The sequence below is a fragment of the Streptomyces bungoensis genome, from assembly GCF_001514215.1.
Taxonomy (GTDB): Bacteria; Actinomycetota; Actinomycetes; order Streptomycetales; family Streptomycetaceae; genus Streptomyces; species Streptomyces bungoensis.
This window is the reverse complement of the sequence record NZ_KQ948854.1, coordinates 1-20,798: the sequence shown is the minus strand read 5'-3', so window position 1 is coordinate 20,798 and position 20,798 is coordinate 1. Positions and strand designations below refer to the sequence as shown.

Below are 20,798 nucleotides of genomic sequence, written 5' to 3'. Positions count from 1 at the left end.
CTCTGAAGAAAGGTGCGGACCGGCGTGGCCGACCGTCTCATCGTCCGTGGAGCGCGCGAGCACAACCTGAGGAATGTCTCGCTCGACCTCCCGCGCGACTCGCTCATCGTCTTCACGGGCCTGTCGGGGTCGGGCAAGTCCTCGCTGGCCTTCGACACGATCTTCGCCGAGGGCCAGCGGCGCTACGTGGAGTCGCTGTCCTCGTACGCCCGGCAGTTCCTCGGCCAGATGGACAAGCCGGACGTGGACTTCATCGAAGGCCTCTCCCCGGCGGTCTCCATCGACCAGAAGTCGACCTCGCGCAACCCCCGCTCGACGGTCGGCACCATCACCGAGGTGTACGACTACCTGCGTCTGCTCTTCGCGCGCATCGGCAAGCCGCACTGCCCCGAGTGCGGCCGCCCGATCTCGCGGCAGTCGCCGCAGGCCATCGTCGACAAGGTCCTGGAGCTGCCGGAGGGGAGCCGCTTCCAGGTGCTGTCGCCGCTGGTGCGCGAGCGCAAGGGCGAGTTCGTCGACCTCTTCGCCGACCTGCAGACCAAGGGCTACTCCCGCGCGCGGGTGGACGGGCAGACCATCCAGCTCTCCGAGCCGCCCACGCTGAAGAAGCAGGAGAAGCACACCATCGAGGTGGTCGTGGACCGCCTCACGGTGAAGGAGTCCGCCAAGCGCCGCCTCACCGACTCCGTGGAGACCGCCCTCGGCCTGTCCGGCGGCATGGTCGTGCTCGACTTCGTCGACCTGCCGGAGGGCGACCCCGAGCGCGAGCGCATGTACTCGGAGCACCTCTACTGCGCGTACGACGACCTGTCCTTCGAGGAGCTGGAGCCCCGCTCCTTCTCCTTCAACTCGCCCTTCGGCGCCTGTCCCGAGTGCACCGGCATCGGCACGCGCATGGAGGTCGACCCCGAGCTGATCGTCCCGGACGAGGACAAGTCCCTGGACGAGGGCGCCATCCACCCCTGGTCGCACGGGCACACCAAGGACTACTTCGGCCGGCTGATCGGCGCCCTCGCGGACGCGCTCGGCTTCCGCACCGACATCCCCTTCGCGGGCCTGCCGCAGCGCGCGAAGAAGGCCCTCCTGTACGGCCACCGGACCCAGATCGAGGTCCGGTACCGCAACCGGTACGGCCGCGAGCGCGTGTACACCACGCCCTTCGAGGGCGCGGTCCCCTTCGTCAAGCGCCGGCACAGCGAGGCCGAGAGCGACGCCAGCCGCGAGCGCTTCGAGGGCTACATGCGCGAGGTGCCCTGCCCCACCTGCGAGGGCACGCGCCTGAAGCCGATCGTGCTCGCGGTCACGATCATGGGGAAGTCCATCGCCGAGGTCTCCGCGATGTCGATCAGCGACTGCGCGGACTTCCTGGGCGAGCTGGAGCTGAACGCCCGCGACAAGAAGATCGCCGAGCGGGTCCTGAAGGAGGTCAACGAGCGGCTGCGGTTCCTGGTCGACGTCGGCCTGGACTACCTCTCCCTCAACCGCGCGGCCGGCACGCTGTCCGGCGGTGAGGCCCAGCGCATCCGCCTGGCCACCCAGATCGGCTCCGGCCTCGTCGGCGTCCTGTACGTCCTGGACGAGCCGTCCATCGGCCTGCACCAGCGCGACAACCACCGGCTGATCGAGACCCTGGTCCGGCTGCGCGACATGGGCAACACGCTCATCGTCGTCGAGCACGACGAGGACACCATCAAGGTCGCCGACTGGATCGTGGACATCGGCCCCGGTGCCGGCGAGCACGGCGGCAAGGTCGTGCACAGCGGCTCCCTGAAGGAACTGCTCGCCAACACCGAGTCGCAGACCGGTCAGTACCTCTCCGGCCGCAAGTCGATCCCGCTCCCGGACGTACGCCGCCCGCACGACCCGTCCCGCCTGCTCACCGTGCACGGCGCCCGCGAGAACAACCTGCAGGACATCGACGTCTCGTTCCCCCTGGGCGTGTTCACGGCCGTCACGGGTGTGTCCGGGTCCGGTAAGTCCACGCTGGTCAACGACATCCTCTACACACACCTGGCCCGCGAGCTGAACGGCGCGCGCAACGTCCCCGGCCGGCACACGCGCGTGGCCGGCGACGACCTGGTCGACAAGGTCGTGCACGTCGACCAGTCGCCCATCGGCCGTACCCCGCGGTCGAACCCGGCGACCTACACCGGCGTGTTCGACCACATCCGCAAGCTGTTCGCGGAGACCACGGAGGCGAAGGTCCGCGGCTACCTGCCCGGCCGCTTCTCCTTCAACGTCAAGGGCGGCCGCTGCGAGAACTGCGCGGGCGACGGCACGATCAAGATCGAGATGAACTTCCTCCCGGACGTCTACGTCCCGTGCGAGGTCTGCCACGGCGCCCGGTACAACCGGGAGACCCTGGAGGTCCACTACAAGGGCAAGTCCATCGCCGACGTGCTGAACATGCCGATCGAGGAGGCGACCGACTTCTTCGACGCGGTCCCGGCCATCTCCCGGCACCTGCGGACCCTGAAGGACGTCGGCCTCGGCTACGTCCGGCTCGGCCAGTCCGCGACCACCTTGTCCGGTGGCGAGGCGCAGCGGGTGAAGCTCGCCAGCGAACTGCAGAAGCGCTCCACCGGCCGCACGGTCTACGTCCTGGACGAGCCGACCACCGGTCTGCACTTCGAGGACATCAGCAAGCTGCTGAAGGTTCTCTCCGGCCTGGTCGACAAGGGCAACACGGTCATCGTCATCGAGCACAACCTCGACGTGATCAAGACGGCCGACTGGGTCGTGGACATGGGCCCCGAGGGCGGCGCCGGCGGTGGCCTGGTGGTGGCCGAGGGCACGCCCGAGGAGGTCGCCGGGGTTCCGGCCAGCCACACCGGCAAGTTCCTGCGCGAGATCCTCGGTGCCGACCGCATCAGCGACGCGGAACCGGTGAAGGCGCCGCGCGGAGCGGCGGCCAGGAAGACCGCCGCGGCCGGTTCGGCGGCGAGGAAGACGGTGACGGCCAAGGCCGACGGCAAGGCGGTGGCCAAGAAGGCCGCCGCGGCGAAGAAGACGGCACCGGCGAAGAAGACGACGCGGGCCCGCAAGGCCTGAGGCGGATCAGGCGATGTCCTGATACCTCGTCAAAAAAGCGGCGCCCCGCGGGAACTCCCCGCGGGGCGCCGCTCGTTCCACCATCGAGAACCGCGGCGCGGACGCACCTTGACAACAGCACAGAGAAAGCAGGGGAGGGAACCCGGGGGAGGATCAGCTCAGAGCTCGCCCAGCTCCGCCGCGTACGGCGGCTCCGCTCCGCCCCGGGAGCAGGTGATCGCCGCGGCGCGCGCCGCGAACCGCAGCAGGCGCTGCCAGCCGTCCGGTCCCAGGACGGCGAGTGCCTGCGGCGACAGCGCGTCCTGCGCGGACAGACCGTGCAGCAGGGCCGCGTTCACCGTGTCACCGGCGCCGATGGTGTCCACGACCTCGACCTCCTCACCGGGTACGGAGTACTGCGCGCCGTCCCGGGTGTGGACGGTGAGGCCGGCGCCGCCCCGGGTCACCACCACGGCCGAGGGCCCAGCGGCCAGCCACTCGTCCGGTGTGCCGCCCAGCCACTCGGCGTCCTCCGCGGACAGCTTCAGCAGCGTCACCGAGGGCAGCCAGCTCTTGAAACGTGCGCGGTAGGCGTCCGCGTCCGGGATCAGGCCGGCCCGGACATTGGGATCGAGGGCGGTGAACAGCCCCTGTCCGGCCGCGGCCCGCATCAGCTCCTCGTAGGCGCTCGCCCCCGGTTCCAGGACGAGCGAGCAGGTGCCGAAGGACACCGCGCGCGTGCCCGCGGGAAGGGCGGCGGGAGCGGTGAAGAGGCGGTCGGCGGTGCCGTCGACGTAGAAGGAGTAGGCGGCCGAGCCGGAGGCGTCGACGGTCGCGACCGCGAGAGTGGTGGGCTCGGGGCCCCGCTGCACACCCGACACGTCCACTCCGGCCCGCCGCAGCCCGTCGAGCAGGGCCTCGCCGAAGGCGTCGGACGACGTGCGGGAGTAGAAGGCGGTCGGGGAGCCGAGGCGGCCGAGGGCCACGGCTGTGTTGTAGGGGCCGCCGCCGAGCGCCGGCTTCAGGTCCGCCAGGGCGCCGGGGCCCTGCGGTACCAGGTCGATCAGTGCCTCACCGGCGACGACGATCACGAGACGGTTCCCTTCTCGGACAGCGGGGTGGGTGCGGTCTGCCCGCCGGACTCGGCCGACAGGGGCCCGTGGGCCCCGTCACGGTCCTCGGGGCAGCCGCAGGAGGTGCGGTGGACGAACGCGCACGGCAGCCGCACGGTCCGGGCGGGCCGGTCCGGGGCGGCCAGCCGGTCCAGCAGCACCTGGACGGCCCGGGCGCCGATCTCCCTGCTGGGCTGGGCGATGGCCGTGAGCCGGGGGGAGAAGAGGTCGGCCCAGGCGAAGTCGTCGAAGCAGCCCAGGGCGAGGTCGTCCGGCACCGACAGGGCGAGCCCGCGCAGGGCGCGCAGAGCGCCGATGGTCATGGCGTTGTTGGCGGTGACCAGCGCCGTGGGCGGAGAGGGAAGGGAGAGCAGGGCGGCCGTGGCCCGCTCGGCGCCGGCCGACTCGGAGTTGCCGGACACCACCAGGTCCTCGTCGTGGGGGAGCCCGGCGGCGGTGAGGGCCTGCCGGTAGCCCGCGATCCGCTCGCTGGTGGTGCTCAGCCCGGGCAGGCCCGCGACCAGGCCGATCCGGCGGTGGCCGAGCTCGGCCAGGTGACCGACGAGGCGGGCCGTCGGACCGGCGTTCTCGGCGCAGACCTGATCGAAGAGGGCCGGTTCGCCGGTCACCAGGTCGCTCGCCCGTTCCGGAGCCTCGGTCTCGGCCTGGACCACGCGGTCCAGGAACACCGCCGGTACGGCGTGGCGGTTGAGATAGGCGATGAGGCCATGCGGGTCCGCGGAAGGGGCCACGATCATGCCGTCCACCCGGCGCTCGTGAAGGAGTTGCACGACCTTCCGTTCGTGGGCGGGATCGTCGTGCGGGTCGGCGATGAGCAGGCTGTACCCCGCCGCCAGGGCGGCGGCCTCGACACCCTGGAGGATCTCGGTGAAGTAGGGGTTGCTGATCGCCGACACCGCCAGCCCGATGGACCGGGTACGGGAGGTCACCAGGGAGCGCGCCAGTGTGTTGGGTGTGTAGCCGAGGGCGTCGACGGCGTCCAGCACCGCCTGGCGGGTGTGGGGCAGTACCGGGCGCGTGGCGTTGAGCACGTGGGACACGGTCGCCACGGAGACCCCGGCAGCCCGGGCGACGTCCGCCATCGTGGTCATCGCGATCTCCCTCCAGGGGCGGCTGCCGGCTTGGTTCCCGGCCGGAAGCTACCCCATCTTCGGGGTCCGCGTAAACGCTTGCGCAAACGTTTACGACCCGGTCTCACCGGCTGCGGCCGCTCACACGCCCCTCGTCGGCCACCCCCGCCCCCGGTCGTCCCCTTCTGCCCGGGTATCGTCGCCCTGCCCGTTCCCCGACCTGCTGGAGGTTCCGATGCCCGCCCGATCCTCAGCGAGCCGTCGAACCGTCCTTCGAGGGGCGGCCGTGGCCCCCGTCGCCGGGCTCGGGCTGGCCGCCTGCTCGGCGCCCGACGGCGGCGGTGCGGCCGACGCGACGCCGACCGCCCCGGTCGACCTCGGTGCCGAGAACGAGGTCGCCCAGGGCGGCGCCAAGCTCTACCGCGACCGGAACGTGGTGGTCGGCCGGGACGCGAGTGGCGCCCTGAAGGCGTACAGCACGATCTGCACGCACGCCGGCTGCCCCATCAACAATCTCCGCGGGACGACCCTGGTCTGCCCCTGCCACGGCAGCCAGTTCGACGCCCTGACGGGCAAGGTGGTCCAGGCGCCGGCCACCGAGCCGTTGACCGAGCTGCCGGTGAAGACGGCGAACGGCAGGATCATCGTCGGCCCGGGCGCCTGAGGGACCGGCGGCCCCCCGGCACCGCCGCCCTCGGGCCCCGGGGTCCCGTCACTCCCAGTCCCAGGCGATGCCGACGACACCCGGCCGGATCCGGGGCTCGACCAGATGGACGCTGTGGTGCGGCCCACTGACCGCCAGCTCCTGCCGGCCACCGCGCGGGGCCGCCGGCGAGTGCTGGGTGAAGCGGTGACAGCGGGCCGGGAGCGCGGCCGCGTCGAAGCTCACCTGGAGCGCGTACTGTCCGCCCGGAAAGCCGAACCGGTCGGCGTACTCGCGGCAGACCCCTGCCGTGCCGTCCTCGATGCCGTACCGGAAGAGGAAGGTCTCGCCCGCGCGCAGCCGGGTGCCGAAGAGCAGCTCGGCCACCAGGACGCCGGTGTCCTGGTCCCGGCGGACCCGCCCGGTGCGGCAGTTCTCCAGCGCGAGCACCGCCATCTCACCCGGGCTGGAGCCAGGATCGCCGTGGTGGACGGCGACGAAGCGGTCGGCGCCGTCACGGTGCGCGCGCACGATGTGGTGGGACTCGCGGCCCGCCAGCTCCCGGCGGGCGCCGATCCGGACGCGTTCGTGGTGCCCGAGGGTCTGCAGGCCGCCGTCGAGGAACCAGCCCAGCTCGGTCTGGAGGCGGCTCAGGACGTCGGAGGCCTCGACCAGGGAGCGGTAGGAGCGGGCCGAGGGGCGGCCGGCGCTTGCCTGCCGGCCGGGGTCGGCGAGCAGGCGGATGAGGGACTCGTCCGGCAGCTGGAGTATCTCCTCCAGGGCCCGCACGGCGCGCAGCGATTCGGGCCGCTGGGGGCGCCGGGCGCCCTGCTGCCAGTAACTCAGACTCGTGACCCCGACCTTGACCCCGTGCCGGGACAGGTGGTGCTGCACGCGCTGCAGCGGCAGCCCGCGGGCGGCGATCGCGGCGCGCAGCGCCACGTGGAAGGGGCCGCCCCGCAGGGCCGTGTCCAGTTCCGCGGTGGGGACGTCCGCGTGCTCCGTGGCGTGCCGCATGCACAGCAGCCTTTCTGTGAGATGCCACGACGGCTGGTCAGGCCGCCCGTGTGCGGGGCCGCCCCCGTGGGCGCAAGGAACGCCCTTCTGCGCGCGCCGCGTCCGTACGCCGGCGTGCACGGCCCCGAGTTCACCCGCATTGAAGCGTGTTGACCAGACCCCGACAACACCTCGGACCGGTCAGGGCCCGCTCCTGGCCGAGCCGCGACCCTCGCGCGCGCGGGTTCCGGCCGGTGAGCCGGGCCGGTGAGCGTTGTCCACAGGCCCGACGCGGTGTCGGTGCTCGCCAGTAGGGTGTGAGACATGGCCGACCCCTCCAGCTACCGCCCCAGGCCGGGAGACATCCCGGAGTCCCCCGGGGTGTACAGGTTCCGTGACGAGCACCGCCGGGTGATCTACGTCGGAAAGGCGAAGAGCCTGCGCCAGCGCCTGGCGAACTACTTCCAGGACCTGGCGAACCTGCACCCGCGCACCCGGACGATGGTGACCACCGCCGCGTCCGTGGAGTGGACCGTGGTGTCCACCGAGGTCGAGGCGCTGCAGCTGGAGTACTCCTGGATCAAGGAGTTCGACCCCCGGTTCAACGTCAAGTACCGCGACGACAAGAGCTACCCGTACCTCGCGGTGACGATGAACGAGGAGTTCCCGCGCGTGCAGGTGATGCGCGGTCACAAGAAGAAGGGCGTGCGCTACTTCGGGCCCTACGCGCACGCGTGGGCCATCCGGGACACCGTCGACCTGCTGCTGCGCGTCTTCCCGGTGCGCACGTGCTCGGCCGGTGTGTTCAGGAACGCCGCCCGCACCGGCCGGCCCTGCCTGCTCGGCTACATCGGCAAGTGCTCGGCCCCCTGCGTCGGCCGGATCACCCCCGAGGACCACCGCGACCTGGCCGAGGACTTCTCCGACTTCATGGCCGGCCGCACCGGCACCTACCTGCGCCGTCTGGAGAACCAGATGACGCAGGCGGCCGAGGAGATGGAGTACGAGCGTGCGGCCCGCCTGCGCGACGACATCGAGGCCCTGAAGAAGGCCATGGAGAAGAACGCGGTCGTGCTCGCCGACGCGACCGACGCCGACCTGATCGCCGTCGCCGAGGACGAGCTCGAGGCGGCCGTGCAGATCTTCCACGTGCGCGGCGGGCGCGTGCGCGGCCAGCGCGGCTGGGTGACCGACAAGGTCGAGGAGATCACCACCAGCGCCCTCGTCGAGCACGCCCTGCAGCAGCTGTACGGCGAGGAGACCGGGGACGCCGTGCCCAAGGAGGTGCTGGTCCCGGCCCTGCCCGACCCGGTGGAGCCCGTCCAGGAGTGGCTCGCGGAGCGGCGCGGGGCGGGTGTCTCCCTGCGCGTCCCGCAGCGCGGCGACAAGAAGGCGCTCATGGAGACCGTGCAGCGCAACGCCCAGCAGGCGCTCGTCCTGCACAAGACCCGGCGCGCCTCCGACCTGACCACACGCTCGCGCGCCCTGGAGGAGATCGCCGAGGCGCTCGACCTCGACAGCGCCCCCCTGCGCATCGAGTGCTACGACATCTCGCACCTGCAGGGGGACGACGTGGTCGCCTCGATGGTCGTCTTCGAGGACGGGCTGCAGCGCAAGAACGAGTACCGGCGGTTCCAGATCAAGGGCTTCGCGGGCCAGGACGACGTCCGCTCCATGCACGAGGTCATCACCCGGCGCTTCCGGCGGTACCTCGCCGAGAAGGAGCGGACGGGGGAGTGGGCCGACGGCGTGACGGTCACCGGCGACGGCGAGAGCGCCCTGCCCGACGGCGAGCCGCTCGCCCGCTCGCTCAAGGACGAGGACGGCCGCCCCAGGAAGTTCGCCTACCCGCCCCAGCTCGTCGTCGTCGACGGCGGCCGGCCCCAGGTCGCGGCGGCCCGGCGCGCGCTGGACGAGCTGGGCATCGACGACATCGCCGTCTGCGGTCTCGCCAAGCGCCTCGAGGAGGTCTGGGTGCCCGGCGAGGACGACCCGGTGGTCCTGCCCCGCACCAGCGAGGGCCTGTACCTGCTGCAGCGCGTCCGCGACGAGGCCCACCGCTTCGCGATCACCTACCAGCGCACCAAGCGCGCCAAGCGCTTCCGCGCCGGCCCCCTGGACGACGTGCCCGGCCTGGGCGAGACCCGCAAGCAGGCGCTCATCAAGCACTTCGGCTCGGTGAAGAAGCTGCGGTCCGCCACCCTCGAGCAGATCCAGGAGGTGCCCGGCATAGGCCGCAAGACGGCCGAGACCATCGCCGTGGCCCTCGCCCGGGCGGCCCCGGCCGCACCCGCCGTGAACACGGCGACCGGAGAGATCATGGAGGACGAGGAACCCGCGACGACGGGGGGTTCTTCAGGGGAGCCCGTGACAGCGGGCGTCCCGGACGAACGACGGGGGCAGGAGAGATGACCGAGCACGACGCACAGCCCGCCGCGGACCGAGAACCGACGGCCGCGGGGAAGCCGCAGGACGCGGCACACGACAACGGAGCACAGGTGAGTACGGACGTCACACCGCCCGGGGCCCCCGAAGCGGCCATCCCCGAGCTGGTGATCATCTCCGGCATGTCCGGAGCGGGCCGCTCGACCGCGGCGAAGTGCCTGGAGGACCTCGGCTGGTTCGTCGTGGACAACCTGCCGCCCGCCCTGATCCCCACCATGGTGGAGCTGGGCGCCCGCTCGCAGGGCAACGTGGCGCGGATCGCGGTCGTCGTCGACGTGCGCGGCCGCCGCTTCTTCGACAACCTCCGCGAGTCGCTGGCCGACCTGGAGGCCAAGCACGTCACCCGGCGGATCGTCTTCCTGGAGTCCTCCGACGAGGCCCTGGTGCGCCGCTTCGAGTCGGTGCGCCGCCCGCACCCCCTCCAGGGCGACGGCCGCATCGTCGACGGCATCGCCGCCGAGCGGGAGCTGCTGCGCGAGCTGCGCGGCGACGCCGACCTGGTGATCGACACCTCCAGCCTCAACGTGCACGAGCTGCGCGCGAAGATGGACGCCCAGTTCGCCGGCGAGGAGGAGCCCGAGCTGCGGGCCACCGTGATGTCCTTCGGGTTCAAGTACGGCCTGCCGGTCGACGCCGACCTGGTCGCGGACATGCGGTTCCTGCCCAACCCGCACTGGGTCCCGGAGCTGCGCCCCTTCACGGGCCTCAACGAGGAGGTCGCCGCCTACGTCTTCAACCAGCCCGGCGCCAAGGAGTTCCTCGACCGGTACGCCGAGCTGCTGCGGCTCATCGCGGCCGGCTACCGCCGTGAGGGCAAGCGGTACGTGACCATCGCCATCGGCTGCACCGGCGGCAAGCACCGCTCGGTCGCGATGTCGGAGAAGCTCGCCGCGCGCCTCGCGGCCGAGGGCGTGGAGACGGTGGTCGTGCACCGGGACATGGGACGGGAATGACGCAACGTTCACCGCGGCTGAGCAGGCTCCGCCGGGTCACGCCGGAGAGCCGCTCGAGCCGCACGGCGGCGCGCCCGGCCGAGGCGCGCGGCGCCCGGCCCCGCCGGCGCGGCGCCCAGCCCAAGGTCGTCGCCCTCGGCGGCGGCATGGGCCTGTCCGCCTCGCTCGCCGCGCTGCGCCGGATCACCGGCGACCTCACCGCCGTCGTCACGGTGGCAGACGACGGCGGTTCCAGCGGGCGCCTGCGCGACGAGCTGGGCGTACTGCCGCCCGGCGACCTGCGCAAGGCGCTGGCCGCGCTGTGCGGCGACGACGACTGGGGCCAGACCTGGGCCAGGGTCATCCAGCACCGCTTCCACTCCCAGGGCGACCTGCACGACCACGCGGTCGGCAACCTGCTGATCGTCGCCCTCTGGGAGCAGCTCGGCGACCACGTGCAGGCCTTGGACCTGGTCGGCAGGCTGCTCGGCGCGCAGGGGCGCGTGCTGCCCATGTCCGCCGTGCCGCTGGAGCTGCAGGCCCTGGTCAAGGGGCACGACCCGGAGCGGCCCGAGGACGTCGACACGGTGCGCGGTCAGGCGACCGTGGCGCTCACCCCGGGCGAGGTGCAGTCCGTGCACGTCGTGCCGCACGACCCGCCGGCCGTCCCCGAGGCGGTCGCGGCCGTCCTGGACGCGGACTGGGTGGTGCTCGGCCCGGGCTCCTGGTTCTCCTCGGTGATCCCGCACCTGCTGGTCCCCGAGCTGCTGGACGCCCTCACCGGGACCAAGGCGCGCAAGGTCCTCTCCCTGAACCTCGCCCCGCAGCCCGGAGAAACCGAGGGCTTCTCCCCGCAGCGTCATTTGGAGGTTTTGGGGCGACACGCCCCTAAACTCGCCCTGGACGTGGTGCTGGCCGACGAGGCCGCGGTGCCCGACCGCGACTCGCTCACCGAGGCCGCCAAGCGGCTGGGAGCCGCGGTCGAGCTGGCGCCGGTGGCCCGGACCGACGGCAGCCCCCGGCACGACCCGGAGCTGCTGGCTGCCGCGTACGACCGTATTTTTCGGATGCATGGAAGGATCGGCCCATGGCGATGACGGCAGCGGTGAAGGACGAGATCTCCCGGCTCCCCGTCACCCGGACCTGCTGCAGGAAGGCGGAGGTCTCCGCCATTCTGCGGTTCGCCGGCGGCCTTCACCTGGTGAGCGGGCGCATCGTGATCGAGGCGGAGCTGGACACGGCGATGGCGGCCCGCCGCCTCAAGCGGGACATCCTGGAGATCTTCGGCCACAGTTCCGAGCTGATCGTGATGGCACCCGGCGGGCTGCGCCGCGGCTCGCGCTACGTCGTGCGCGTCGTCGCGGGCGGCGACCAGCTGGCGCGCCAGACGGGGCTCGTCGACGGCCGGGGCCGCCCGATCCGCGGTCTGCCCCCGCAGGTGGTCTCCGGGGCCACCTGTGACGCGGAGGCGGCCTGGCGCGGGGCCTTCCTGGCGCACGGCTCGCTCACCGAGCCCGGCCGCTCCTCCTCGCTGGAGGTGACCTGCCCGGGCCCGGAGGCCGCGCTCGCGCTGGTCGGCGCCGCCCGCAGGCTCTCCATCGCCGCCAAGGCGCGCGAGGTGCGCGGGGTGGACCGGGTGGTCGTGCGCGACGGGGACGCGATCGGCGCCCTGCTGACCCGGCTCGGCGCCCACGAGTCGGTGCTCGCCTGGGAGGAGCGGCGGATGCGCCGCGAGGTGCGGGCCACGGCGAACCGCCTCGCCAACTTCGACGACGCCAACCTGCGCCGCTCGGCCCGCGCCGCCGTGGCCGCCGGCGCCCGCGTCCAGCGGGCCCTGGAGATCCTCGGCGAGGAGGTCCCCGAGCACCTGGCCGCCGCCGGGCGCCTGCGCATGGAGCACAAGCAGGCCTCCCTGGAGGAGCTGGGCGCACTCGCCGACCCGCCGCTCACCAAGGACGCGGTCGCGGGCCGTATCCGCCGCCTGCTGGCCATGGCCGACAAGCGCGCCTCCGACCTGGGCATCCCGGGCACCGAGGCCAACCTCAGCGAGGAGCTCGCGGACAACCTCGCCGGCTGACCGACGCGGCGTCAGGACGCCGGTGCCCGCGCCCGTTCGGGTGGTCGGCACCGGCGTTCGCGTGTCCATGCGGCGCCCTTGACTCGATCATCGAGTGACATGAGCCTGGCAACCTGTTCGTCGCTGTGGCGGACCACCACTTGGGGGGTTCATGAGACACGGAGCGAGAACGATCCTCGCTGTCGGCGCGCTTCTCCTCGCGGGAGCGGGCCTCGCACCCGTCGCCCAGGCACAGAGCGGACGTCCGGCCCCGTCCGGCCCGGACCAGATCAGGGTCTTCCGCGCCCAGGTCACCCGGGAGCAGTTACCGCTGCTCCTCGAGGCCGGCCAGGACGGCCGGGAACTCGGCGAGCAGATGGCCGGCAGCCGGAAGGCGACCGTCGAGGTCTACCTCACCGGCCGGCAGGCCGCGAAGCTCGAGAAACAGGGCGTCCACCTCACCGAGCACACCCTCGGCCCCAGGGCCGCGGCGCGCGTCGAGGGCGCCTCCGAGGGCGTGTTCCGGCCGTACAGCGGCAGCGGCGGCCTCAAGGAGGAGATCCTCCGCACCGCGCGCGACCACCCCGGCCTCACCAAGGTCGAGTCGATCGGCCGGACCCTGGACGGCCAGGACATCCTCGCGCTCAGACTGACCAGGGACGCGGGGAAGTCGAAGGACGGCTCCAAGCCCGCCGTGCTGTACATGTCCAACCAGCACGCGCGCGAGTGGATCACGCCGGAGATGACCCGCCGCCTGATGCACTACTACCTGGACCACTACCGGACGGACCGGCGCGTCCGGAAGATCGTCGACTCGACCGAGCTGTGGTTCGTCCTCTCCGCCAACCCCGACGGCTACGACTACACGTTCAAGAGCGCGGACACCCGCCTGTGGCGCAAGAACCTGCGGGACGTCAACGGCGACGGCGTCATCGGCACGGGCGACGGCGTCGACCTCAACCGCAACTTCCCCTACAAGTGGGGCTACGACGACGAGGGTTCGTCCCCCGACCCCACCAGCGAGACCTACCGCGGCGCACGCCCGGAGTCCGAGCCCGAGACGAAGGCGCTCGACTCCTTCGAGAAGCGCGTCCGGTTCCGGTACGCCGTCAACTACCACTCGGCCGCCGAACTCCTCCTCTACGGCGTCGGCTGGCAGGTCGCCACGCCCACCCCGGACGACGTCCTGTACAAGGCGCTCGCCGGCACCCCGGAGAAGCCCGCGATCCCCGGCTACCGTTCGCAGGTCTCCTCGGAGCTGTACACCACCAACGGCGAGGCGGACGGCCACGCCTCGAACGTCAACGGCACGGCGATGTTCACCCCCGAGATGTCGACCTGCGAGACCGCGTCGAACGTCGACCCGAACGACGCCTGGAAACCCGAGGACTGCCCGTCGGTCTTCAACTTCCCCGACGACGAGAAGCTCGTCCAGGGGGAGTTCGAGAAGAACGTGCCCTTCGCGCTCTCCGTCGCCGAGACCGCCGTCCACCCCGACCGGCCGGCCTCCGCGGTCGGGATGAGCGCCGCCGACTTCACCCCGGCCGCGTTCGGCACGTCGTACGCGCGCGGGGCGGACCAGGAGGTCTCGGTCGTGGTCCGCAAGGCCGTCCGGGACAAGCGGCTCGCCTACCGCGTCGACGGCGGCCGCACGCACGAACGGGCGCTGAAGCGCTGGAAGGGCGGCCGGACCTACGGCGGCGACGACGACCTGTACTTCGACGAGTACCGGGCCGCGGTGCACGGCGGCGAGCCGGGCGACCGGGTCGAGGTGTGGTTCACCGGCAGGACGAGGAGCGGCAAGAAGGTCGCCGGCGAGCACTTCACCTACACCGTCGCCGAGCGGCCCAGGGCGGACACGCTCGTCGTCGCCGAGGAGGGCGCGGCCGCCGGCCAGGCGCGGACGTACGCGGACGCGGTCCGGGCGGCCGGGCACCGGGCGCTCGTGTGGGACGTGGCCACCCAGGGCGTTCCCGACGCGCTCGGCGTGCTGAAGCACTTCAGGACGGTCGTGCACTACTCCGGCGCCGCGGGCCCCGGCAACGCCACCCAGCTCCAGTTGCGCGCCTACCTCAACGAGGGCGGCAGGCTGATCGAGGCCGGCGAGCTGGCCGGCGGCAGCGTCGACCTCGGCGACGGCACCCTCTCCAACGACTTCAGCCAGTACTATCTGGGCGCCTACGGCCGCACCTCCCTCAAGGGGGCCACCGGCTTCACCGGCTCCGGAGCCCTGGCCGGTTACACCGGCGCCCTCGGGGACGCGCCCGGCAACCCGCTGGACAAGGCCGGCACCTACCGCGTGACCTCCGAGGAACTGCCTGCCGCCGCCTACCCGCAGTTCAGCAGCGCCGGAGCGGGCCGGTACGCCGGCACCGTGAACCCGTACGGGCCGTACAGCGGCGCGTACATGGCGGCGGCCGTGCACACCGACGACGCGTACAAGCGTCTCACCCGCACCATCGACCTCACCGGTGTCTCCGCCGCCGACCGGCCCGCCCTCGCCGCCCGCCTGCTGTGGGACACCGAGCCGGGCTACGACCACGTGCTCGTCGAGGCGCACACCGCGGGCGCCGACGACTGGACGACCCTGCCGGAGGCGGGCGGCGCCACCCGGTCCGCCGTACCGTCCGAGTGCGGGGCCGGGTTCCTCGTCCGCGAGCACCCCTGGCTCCGGCACTACCTCACACCGGCGGACAACGCCTGCACCGCGTCCGGCACCACCGGCTCGTGGAACAGCCTCACCGGCAGCTCCGGTGGCTGGCAGCCGGTGAGTTTCGACCTGAGCGCGTACGCGGGCAAGCGGGTCGAGGTGTCGATCAGCTACGTCACCGACCCCGGCAGCGGCGGCCACGGTGTCCTCGCCGACGACGCCTCGCTCGTCGTCGGCGGCACGGCGAAGGACACCGAGGGCTTCGAGTCCTCCCTGGGTCCCTGGAGCGTGGCCGGACCGCCCGCGGGCAGCCCGCCGGTCCGCAAGGACTGGGCGCGCACCGGAGCGCTGTTCCAGACCTACGCGGCGGTCACCACGCACGACACCGTGCTGCTCGGTTTCGGGCTCGAACAGGTGCCGTCGGCGGCCGGCCGGGCGGCCCTGCTGAGGAAGGCGTACGCCTCGCTCGACGGGTGACCGCGGGCCCTGCTCGACAGGTGAGCGGACCCCTCTCTCAGGGGTGCATGGAGAGGGGGGTCATCAGGTGAGCCGACCCGCTCACGAACGAGTGAAAACAGCGCCAGTGGGCACCGGCATTCCATAACAAAGGGCAGTGAAACGAACGCCGTTCCGGGACGGTCCGTACCCTACTGGCCGGTACGGACCGCCTGCCCGTGTATGCGGCATCTCGATGTCACCCCGGGGGCCCCGGAGAGGTAGGGTCGGTGGTGGTCGGGGACATCCCAAATACAGCTCGCCGGCACCGCATGGCCGGCGTACCAACGAGGAGATCGGTTCGTGACGATCCGCGTAGGCATCAACGGCTTCGGCCGCATCGGGCGTAACTACTTCCGCGCACTGCTCGAGCAGGGCGCGGACATCAAGGTTGTGGCCGTCAACGACCTGGGTGACACCGCGACCACCGCTCACCTGCTCAAGTACGACACGATCCTGGGCCGCCTCAAGCAGGAGGTCTCCCACACCGCCGACACCATCACCGTCGACGGCCACACCATCAAGGTGCTCTCCGAGCGCAACCCGGCCGACATCCCCTGGGGCGAGCTGGGCGTCGACATCGTCATCGAGTCGACCGGCATCTTCACCAAGAAGGAAGACGCCGCCAAGCACATCGCCGGCGGCGCCAAGAAGGTCCTCATCTCGGCTCCGGCCAAGGACGAGGACATCACCATCGTGATGGGCGTCAACCAGGACAAGTACGACGCCGCCAACCACCACGTCATCTCCAACGCCTCCTGCACCACCAACTGCGTGGCGCCGATGGCGAAGGTCCTCGACGAGAACTTCGGCATCGTCAAGGGCCTGATGACGACGGTGCACGCGTACACGAACGACCAGCGCATCCTGGACTTCCCGCACAAGGACCTGCGCCGCGCCCGTGCCGCCGCCGAGAACATCATCCCGACCACCACGGGTGCCGCGAAGGCCACCGCCCTGGTCCTGCCCCAGCTCAAGGGCAAGCTGGACGGCATCGCCATGCGCGTCCCGGTCCCGACCGGCTCGGTCACCGACCTCGTCGTCGAGCTCGGCCGCGAGGTCACCAAGGACGAGGTCAACGCCGCCTTCCAGAAGGCCGCCGAGGGCGAGCTCAAGGGCCTGCTCGACTACACCGAGGACCCGATCGTCTCCTCGGACATCGTCAACGCCCCGGCGTCCTGCACCTTCGACTCCTCCCTGACCATGGTTCAGGACGGCAAGAGCGTGAAGGTCATCGGCTGGTACGACAACGAGTGGGGCTACTCCAACCGCCTCGTGGACCTGACGGTCTTCGTCGGCAACCAGCTCTGATCGCCGCACACCGCAACAGCAGGACCTTGAAGTGAGAGCAGGGCTCGGGCAGCGCACCGCCGCGCTGTCCGGGCCCTGTCTCGCGCACGGACCACGCCCTCATACGATCAGGGGCATCACGAGCCCTCCTGTAGGAGTCCACTCCATGAAGACGATCGACGAACTTCTCGCCGCCGGCGTGAGCGGCAAGCGGGTCTTCGTCCGCGCCGACCTCAACGTGCCGCTGGCGAGCGGCACCATCACCGACGACGGCCGCATCCGCGCCGTGCTGCCCACCGTGAAGGCCCTCGCGGACGCGGGCGCCAAGGTGGTCGTCGCCTCCCACCTGGGCCGCCCCAAGGGTGCCCCGGACCCCGCCTTCTCCCTCGCCCCGGCCGCCTCCCGCCTGGGTGAACTCCTCGGCTCCGCCGTGGCCTTCGCGACCGACACCGTCGGGCAGTCCGCCCGGGAGACCGTCGCGGGCCTCACCGACGGGCACGTCGCCGTCCTGGAGAATCTCCGCTTCAACCCCGGCGAGACCTCCAAGGACGACGCCGAGCGCGGCGCCTTCGCCGACCTGCTCGCCGAGCTGGCCGACGTCTACGTGGGCGACGGCTTCGGCGCGGTGCACCGCAAGCACGCCTCGGTGTTCGACCTGCCGGCCCGGCTGCCGCACTATGCCGGCTACCTGATCGCCACCGAGGTCGGCGTCCTGAAGAAGCTCACCGACGACGTCGAGCGCCCCTACGTCGTCGCGCTCGGCGGCGCCAAGGTCTCCGACAAGCTCGCCGTCATCGACGAACTGATCGGCAAGGCCGACCGCCTCCTCATCGGCGGCGGCATGGCCTACACCTTCCTCAAGGCCCAGGGCCACGAGGTCGGCATCTCCCTCCTCCAGGAGGACCAGGTGCCGGTCGTCACCGAGTACCTGGAGCGCGCCGAGAAGCAGGGCGTGGAACTGGTCCTGCCCGTCGACGTCGTGGTCGCCCGGGAGTTCCCGGACCTGAAGGCCCAGGCGCCCACCGAGCACGCCGTGGTCGACGCGGACATGATCCCCGCCGACCAGGAGGGCCTGGACATCGGCCCGAGGACCCGGGAGCTGTACGCCTCGAAGCTCGCCGACGCCCGGACCGTCTTCTGGAACGGCCCCATGGGCGTCTTCGAGCACCCCGACTACGCCGAGGGCACCAAGGCGGTCGCCCAGGCCCTCGTCGACTCGAACGGATTCACCGTCGTGGGCGGCGGTGACTCGGCCGCCGCCGTGCGTACGCTCGGCTTCGACGAGAACGCATTCGGCCACATCTCGACCGGTGGCGGCGCCTCCCTCGAATATCTCGAGGGCAAGACGCTCCCCGGCCTCGCCGCACTGGAGGACTGACCTTTGAGCACCCGCACGCCGCTGATGGCGGGCAACTGGAAGATGAACCTCAACCACCTCGAGGCCATCGCGCACGTCCAGAAGCTCGCCTTCGCCCTGGCCGACAAGGACTACGAGGCCGTCGAGGTCGCCGTCCTGCCGCCCTTCACCGACCTGCGCTCCGTGCAGACCCTGGTCGACGGCGACAAGCTCAAGATCAAGTACGGCGCCCAGGACATCTCGCAGCACGACTCCGGCGCCTACACGGGCGAGATCTCCGGCCCGATGCTGGCCAAGCTGAAGTGCAGCTTCGTGGCCATCGGCCACTCCGAGCGGCGCCAGTACCACAACGAGACCGACGAGCTGGTGAATGCCAAGGTCAAGGCCGCCTACAAGCACGGCATCACCCCGATCCTGTGCGTCGGCGAGGAGCTCGAGGTCCGCGACGCGGGCAACCACGTCTCCCACACCCTCGCCCAGGTCGAGGGCGGTCTGAAGGACCTCCCGGCCGAGCAGGCCGAGTCCGTCGTGATCGCCTACGAGCCGGTGTGGGCCATCGGCACAGGCAAGGTCTGCGGTGCCGAGGACGCCCAGGAGGTCTGCGCCGCGATCCGGGGCAAGATCGCCGAGCTGTACTCGCAGGAGCTGGCCGACAAGGTCCGCATCCAGTACGGCGGCTCCGTGAAGTCGGGCAACGTCGCCGAGATCATGGCGCAGGCCGACATCGACGGAGCCCTGGTCGGCGGCGCTTCGCTGGACGCCGACGAGTTCGTCAAGATCGTGCGCTTCCGCGATCAGTAGGTCCGGCGATGAGTAGGCGGTAGCGGCGATACGTCGTACCCTTGCGGGGGCGCAGCAGGAGTGCTGTGCCCCCGTCGTCCATCCGAATCCGAGGAAGTTGGTCCAGCCGTGGTTTTGGGGTTCTCGATCGCCCTGATCGTCTTCAGCCTGCTGCTGATGCTGCTGGTGCTGATGCACAAGGGGAAGGGCGGCGGCCTCTCCGACATGTTCGGTGGTGGCATGGCGTCCTCCGTCGGCGGCTCCTCGGTCGCCGAGCGCAACCTCGACCGCATCACCGTCGTGATCGGTCTGCTGTGGTTCGCGTGCATCGTGGTCCTCGGCCTCCTGATGAAGTCGAACAGCTGAGCGCGCGCGAATCGCGATCGGCGCCCGACAAGCACATACATTCCGTACGCAAGGCCCCATGTTCGGTACGCGCTCCTGTGCGCGGCCTATCATGGGGCTTGCGTCTGGGAGCGGGGCCCTTGTAACTCCAATCACTGGACGCGCGTTGGGCCTTACGTAGACTGAGGCGCTCGCGGCGAAGCGGAACGCCGACTCGCTTCGCGGCACCATCACGCAGGGAGTTACGACCGTGGCAAGTGGCAACGCGATCCGAGGAAGCCGGGTCGGGGCGGGGCCGATGGGCGAGGCCGAGCGCGGCGAGTCCGCGCCGCGTCTGCGCATCTCCTTCTGGTGCTCCAACGGGCATGAGACGCAGCCGAGCTTCGCCAGCGACGCACAGGTTCCCGAGACCTGGGACTGCCCGCGCTGCGGCTTCCCGGCCGGCCAGGACCAGGACAATCCGCCGGACCCGCCCCGCACCGAGCCGTACAAGACGCACCTCGCGTACGTACGGGAGCGGCGCAGCGACGCGGACGGCGAGGCGATCCTCGCGGAGGCGCTCGCCAAACTGCGCGGAGAGATCTAAGAGTTGACGCCGGCCGGGTACCCCAGGGGTGCTTGGCCGGAGCCGTCTTCTCCCCTTCTCCGTTCTCCCTTCTCCCTCCTCCGTGGCTCTCCACGGCACCGCGCTGACACCTGCGCGTCAGCCGGACGTACCTGTTGTCGCCCGCGCGGACGGCGCCGGGACCGCCCGGCCACCTGCTGATCAACTAGGTTGGGACCGGCAGCGGGGCAAGGTACGCAGCAGGACAGACGCAGGAGAGAAGGCTGAAGTCGGATATGAACGCAGACGGCCGTACCAGGCTCAACCAGACGCCCGAGTGGACCGCGCTCGCCAAGCACCGGGAGGAGCTGGCCGGCACCCGTCTGCGGGAGCTGTTCGCCGCCGATCCGCGGCGCGGCGCCGGGTACACCCTCCAGGTCGGCGACCTGTACATCGACTACTCGAAGCACCTGGTCACCGACGAGACGCTGCGGCTGCTGCGGGAGCTCGCCGCCGCGACCGGCGTCTTCGGTCTGCGGGACGCGATGTTCCGCGGTGAGCGGATCAACGTCACCGAGGACCGGGCGGTCCTGCACAGCGCGCTGCGCGCGCTGCGGGACGCGGTGGTCGAGGTCGACGGGGAGAACGTCGTTCCGAAGGTGCACGCGGTCCTGGACAGGATGGCCGGCTTCGCCGAGCGGGTCCGCTCCGGCGAGTGGACCGGTCACACCGGCCGGCGCGTCAAGAACGTGGTCAACATCGGCATCGGCGGCTCCGACCTCGGCCCGGCGATGGCGTACGAGGTGCTGCGCGGTTTCACCGACCGCGACCTCACCGTCCGCTTCGTCTCCAACGTGGACGGTGCCGACCTGCACGAGGCCACCCGGGACCTGGACCCGGCGGAGACGCTGTTCATCGTCGCCTCCAAGACGTTCACCACCATCGAGACCATCACCAACGCCACCTCGGCCCGCAAGTGGGTGCTGGACGCCCTCGGTGACGACGCCGCCGTCGCGAAGCACTTCGTCGCTC

At 71.4% G+C, this 20,798-nt stretch carries 16 protein-coding genes; 13 read left to right on the top strand and 3 right to left on the bottom strand.

Annotation, left to right across the window (positions count from 1 at the left end; translation table 11 throughout):
- Positions 1–24 precede the first annotated feature (24 nt).
- Entirely contained in the window at positions 25–3,051 is a 3,027-nt protein-coding gene (uvrA, locus tag AQJ66_RS10300; RefSeq protein ID WP_061919459.1) for an excinuclease ABC subunit UvrA, read from the top strand.
- Positions 3,052–3,209: 158 nt separating this feature from the next.
- On the opposite strand, the gene AQJ66_RS10295 is transcribed toward uvrA, so the two are convergent.
- Positions 3,210–4,121, bottom strand: coding sequence for a carbohydrate kinase family protein (locus tag AQJ66_RS10295; RefSeq protein WP_061919457.1), 912 nt, complete (start codon positions 4,119–4,121; stop codon positions 3,210–3,212).
- A complete protein-coding gene (locus AQJ66_RS10290; protein WP_061919455.1) occupies positions 4,118–5,254 on the bottom strand; it encodes a LacI family DNA-binding transcriptional regulator in 1,137 nt (378 codons plus the stop codon). The genes AQJ66_RS10295 and AQJ66_RS10290 overlap by 4 nt, the downstream gene beginning before the upstream one ends.
- A 214-nt stretch (positions 5,255–5,468) precedes the next feature.
- Here AQJ66_RS10290 and AQJ66_RS10285 point away from each other — a divergent pair, with 214 nt between their 5' ends.
- Positions 5,469–5,897, top strand: a complete 429-nt coding sequence (locus tag AQJ66_RS10285) for a QcrA and Rieske domain-containing protein (protein WP_061919453.1) — start codon at positions 5,469–5,471, stop codon at positions 5,895–5,897.
- Between the two features lie 48 nt (positions 5,898–5,945).
- Here AQJ66_RS10285 and AQJ66_RS10280 read toward each other — a convergent pair whose 3' ends face one another.
- Entirely contained in the window at positions 5,946–6,893 is a 948-nt protein-coding gene (locus AQJ66_RS10280; protein ID WP_061919451.1) for a hypothetical protein, read from the bottom strand.
- A gap of 303 nt (positions 6,894–7,196) precedes the next feature.
- Here AQJ66_RS10280 and uvrC point away from each other — a divergent pair, with 303 nt between their 5' ends.
- The 11 genes from uvrC to AQJ66_RS10225 all read left to right on the top strand — a co-directional run.
- Entirely contained in the window at positions 7,197–9,284 is a 2,088-nt protein-coding gene (uvrC, locus tag AQJ66_RS10275; RefSeq protein WP_061919449.1) for an excinuclease ABC subunit UvrC, read from the top strand.
- On the top strand, positions 9,281–10,270 hold the full coding sequence (gene rapZ, locus AQJ66_RS10270; RefSeq protein WP_061919447.1) for an RNase adapter RapZ: 990 nt from the start codon (positions 9,281–9,283) through the stop codon (positions 10,268–10,270). Before uvrC ends, rapZ begins: the two co-directional genes overlap by 4 nt.
- Complete coding sequence (locus AQJ66_RS10265; RefSeq protein ID WP_061919444.1) at positions 10,267–11,346, top strand: gluconeogenesis factor YvcK family protein; 1,080 nt, start codon at positions 10,267–10,269, stop codon at positions 11,344–11,346. The genes rapZ and AQJ66_RS10265 overlap by 4 nt, the downstream gene beginning before the upstream one ends.
- Positions 11,337–12,326 carry a DNA-binding protein WhiA gene (gene whiA / locus AQJ66_RS10260; RefSeq protein WP_061919442.1) on the top strand — a complete coding sequence of 330 codons (990 nt, stop codon included), beginning with the start codon at positions 11,337–11,339 and terminating at the stop codon, positions 12,324–12,326. Before AQJ66_RS10265 ends, whiA begins: the two co-directional genes overlap by 10 nt.
- A gap of 151 nt (positions 12,327–12,477) precedes the next feature.
- Positions 12,478–15,432 carry a M14 family metallopeptidase gene (locus AQJ66_RS10255; RefSeq protein ID WP_208611332.1) on the top strand — a complete coding sequence of 985 codons (2,955 nt, stop codon included), beginning with the start codon at positions 12,478–12,480 and terminating at the stop codon, positions 15,430–15,432.
- Between the two features lie 321 nt (positions 15,433–15,753).
- Positions 15,754–16,761, top strand: coding sequence for a type I glyceraldehyde-3-phosphate dehydrogenase (gene gap / locus AQJ66_RS10250; RefSeq protein ID WP_061919440.1), 1,008 nt, complete (start codon positions 15,754–15,756; stop codon positions 16,759–16,761).
- A 145-nt stretch (positions 16,762–16,906) separates the two neighbouring features.
- Entirely contained in the window at positions 16,907–18,118 is a 1,212-nt protein-coding gene (locus AQJ66_RS10245; protein WP_061919438.1) for a phosphoglycerate kinase, read from the top strand.
- 3 nt (positions 18,119–18,121) lie between these two features.
- Positions 18,122–18,898 (top strand): triose-phosphate isomerase, encoded by a 777-nt coding sequence (tpiA, locus tag AQJ66_RS10240; RefSeq protein WP_061919436.1) that lies wholly within the window; start codon positions 18,122–18,124, stop codon positions 18,896–18,898.
- A gap of 108 nt (positions 18,899–19,006) precedes the next feature.
- Positions 19,007–19,243, top strand: coding sequence for a preprotein translocase subunit SecG (gene secG / locus AQJ66_RS10235; RefSeq protein WP_079060170.1), 237 nt, complete (start codon positions 19,007–19,009; stop codon positions 19,241–19,243).
- A 229-nt stretch (positions 19,244–19,472) separates the two neighbouring features.
- On the top strand, positions 19,473–19,808 hold the full coding sequence (locus AQJ66_RS10230) for an RNA polymerase-binding protein RbpA (protein ID WP_079060169.1): 336 nt from the start codon (positions 19,473–19,475) through the stop codon (positions 19,806–19,808).
- A 254-nt stretch (positions 19,809–20,062) separates the two neighbouring features.
- Positions 20,063–20,798 (top strand): glucose-6-phosphate isomerase (locus tag AQJ66_RS10225; RefSeq protein ID WP_482255546.1); only part of this gene is annotated, 736 nt, incomplete at its 3' end.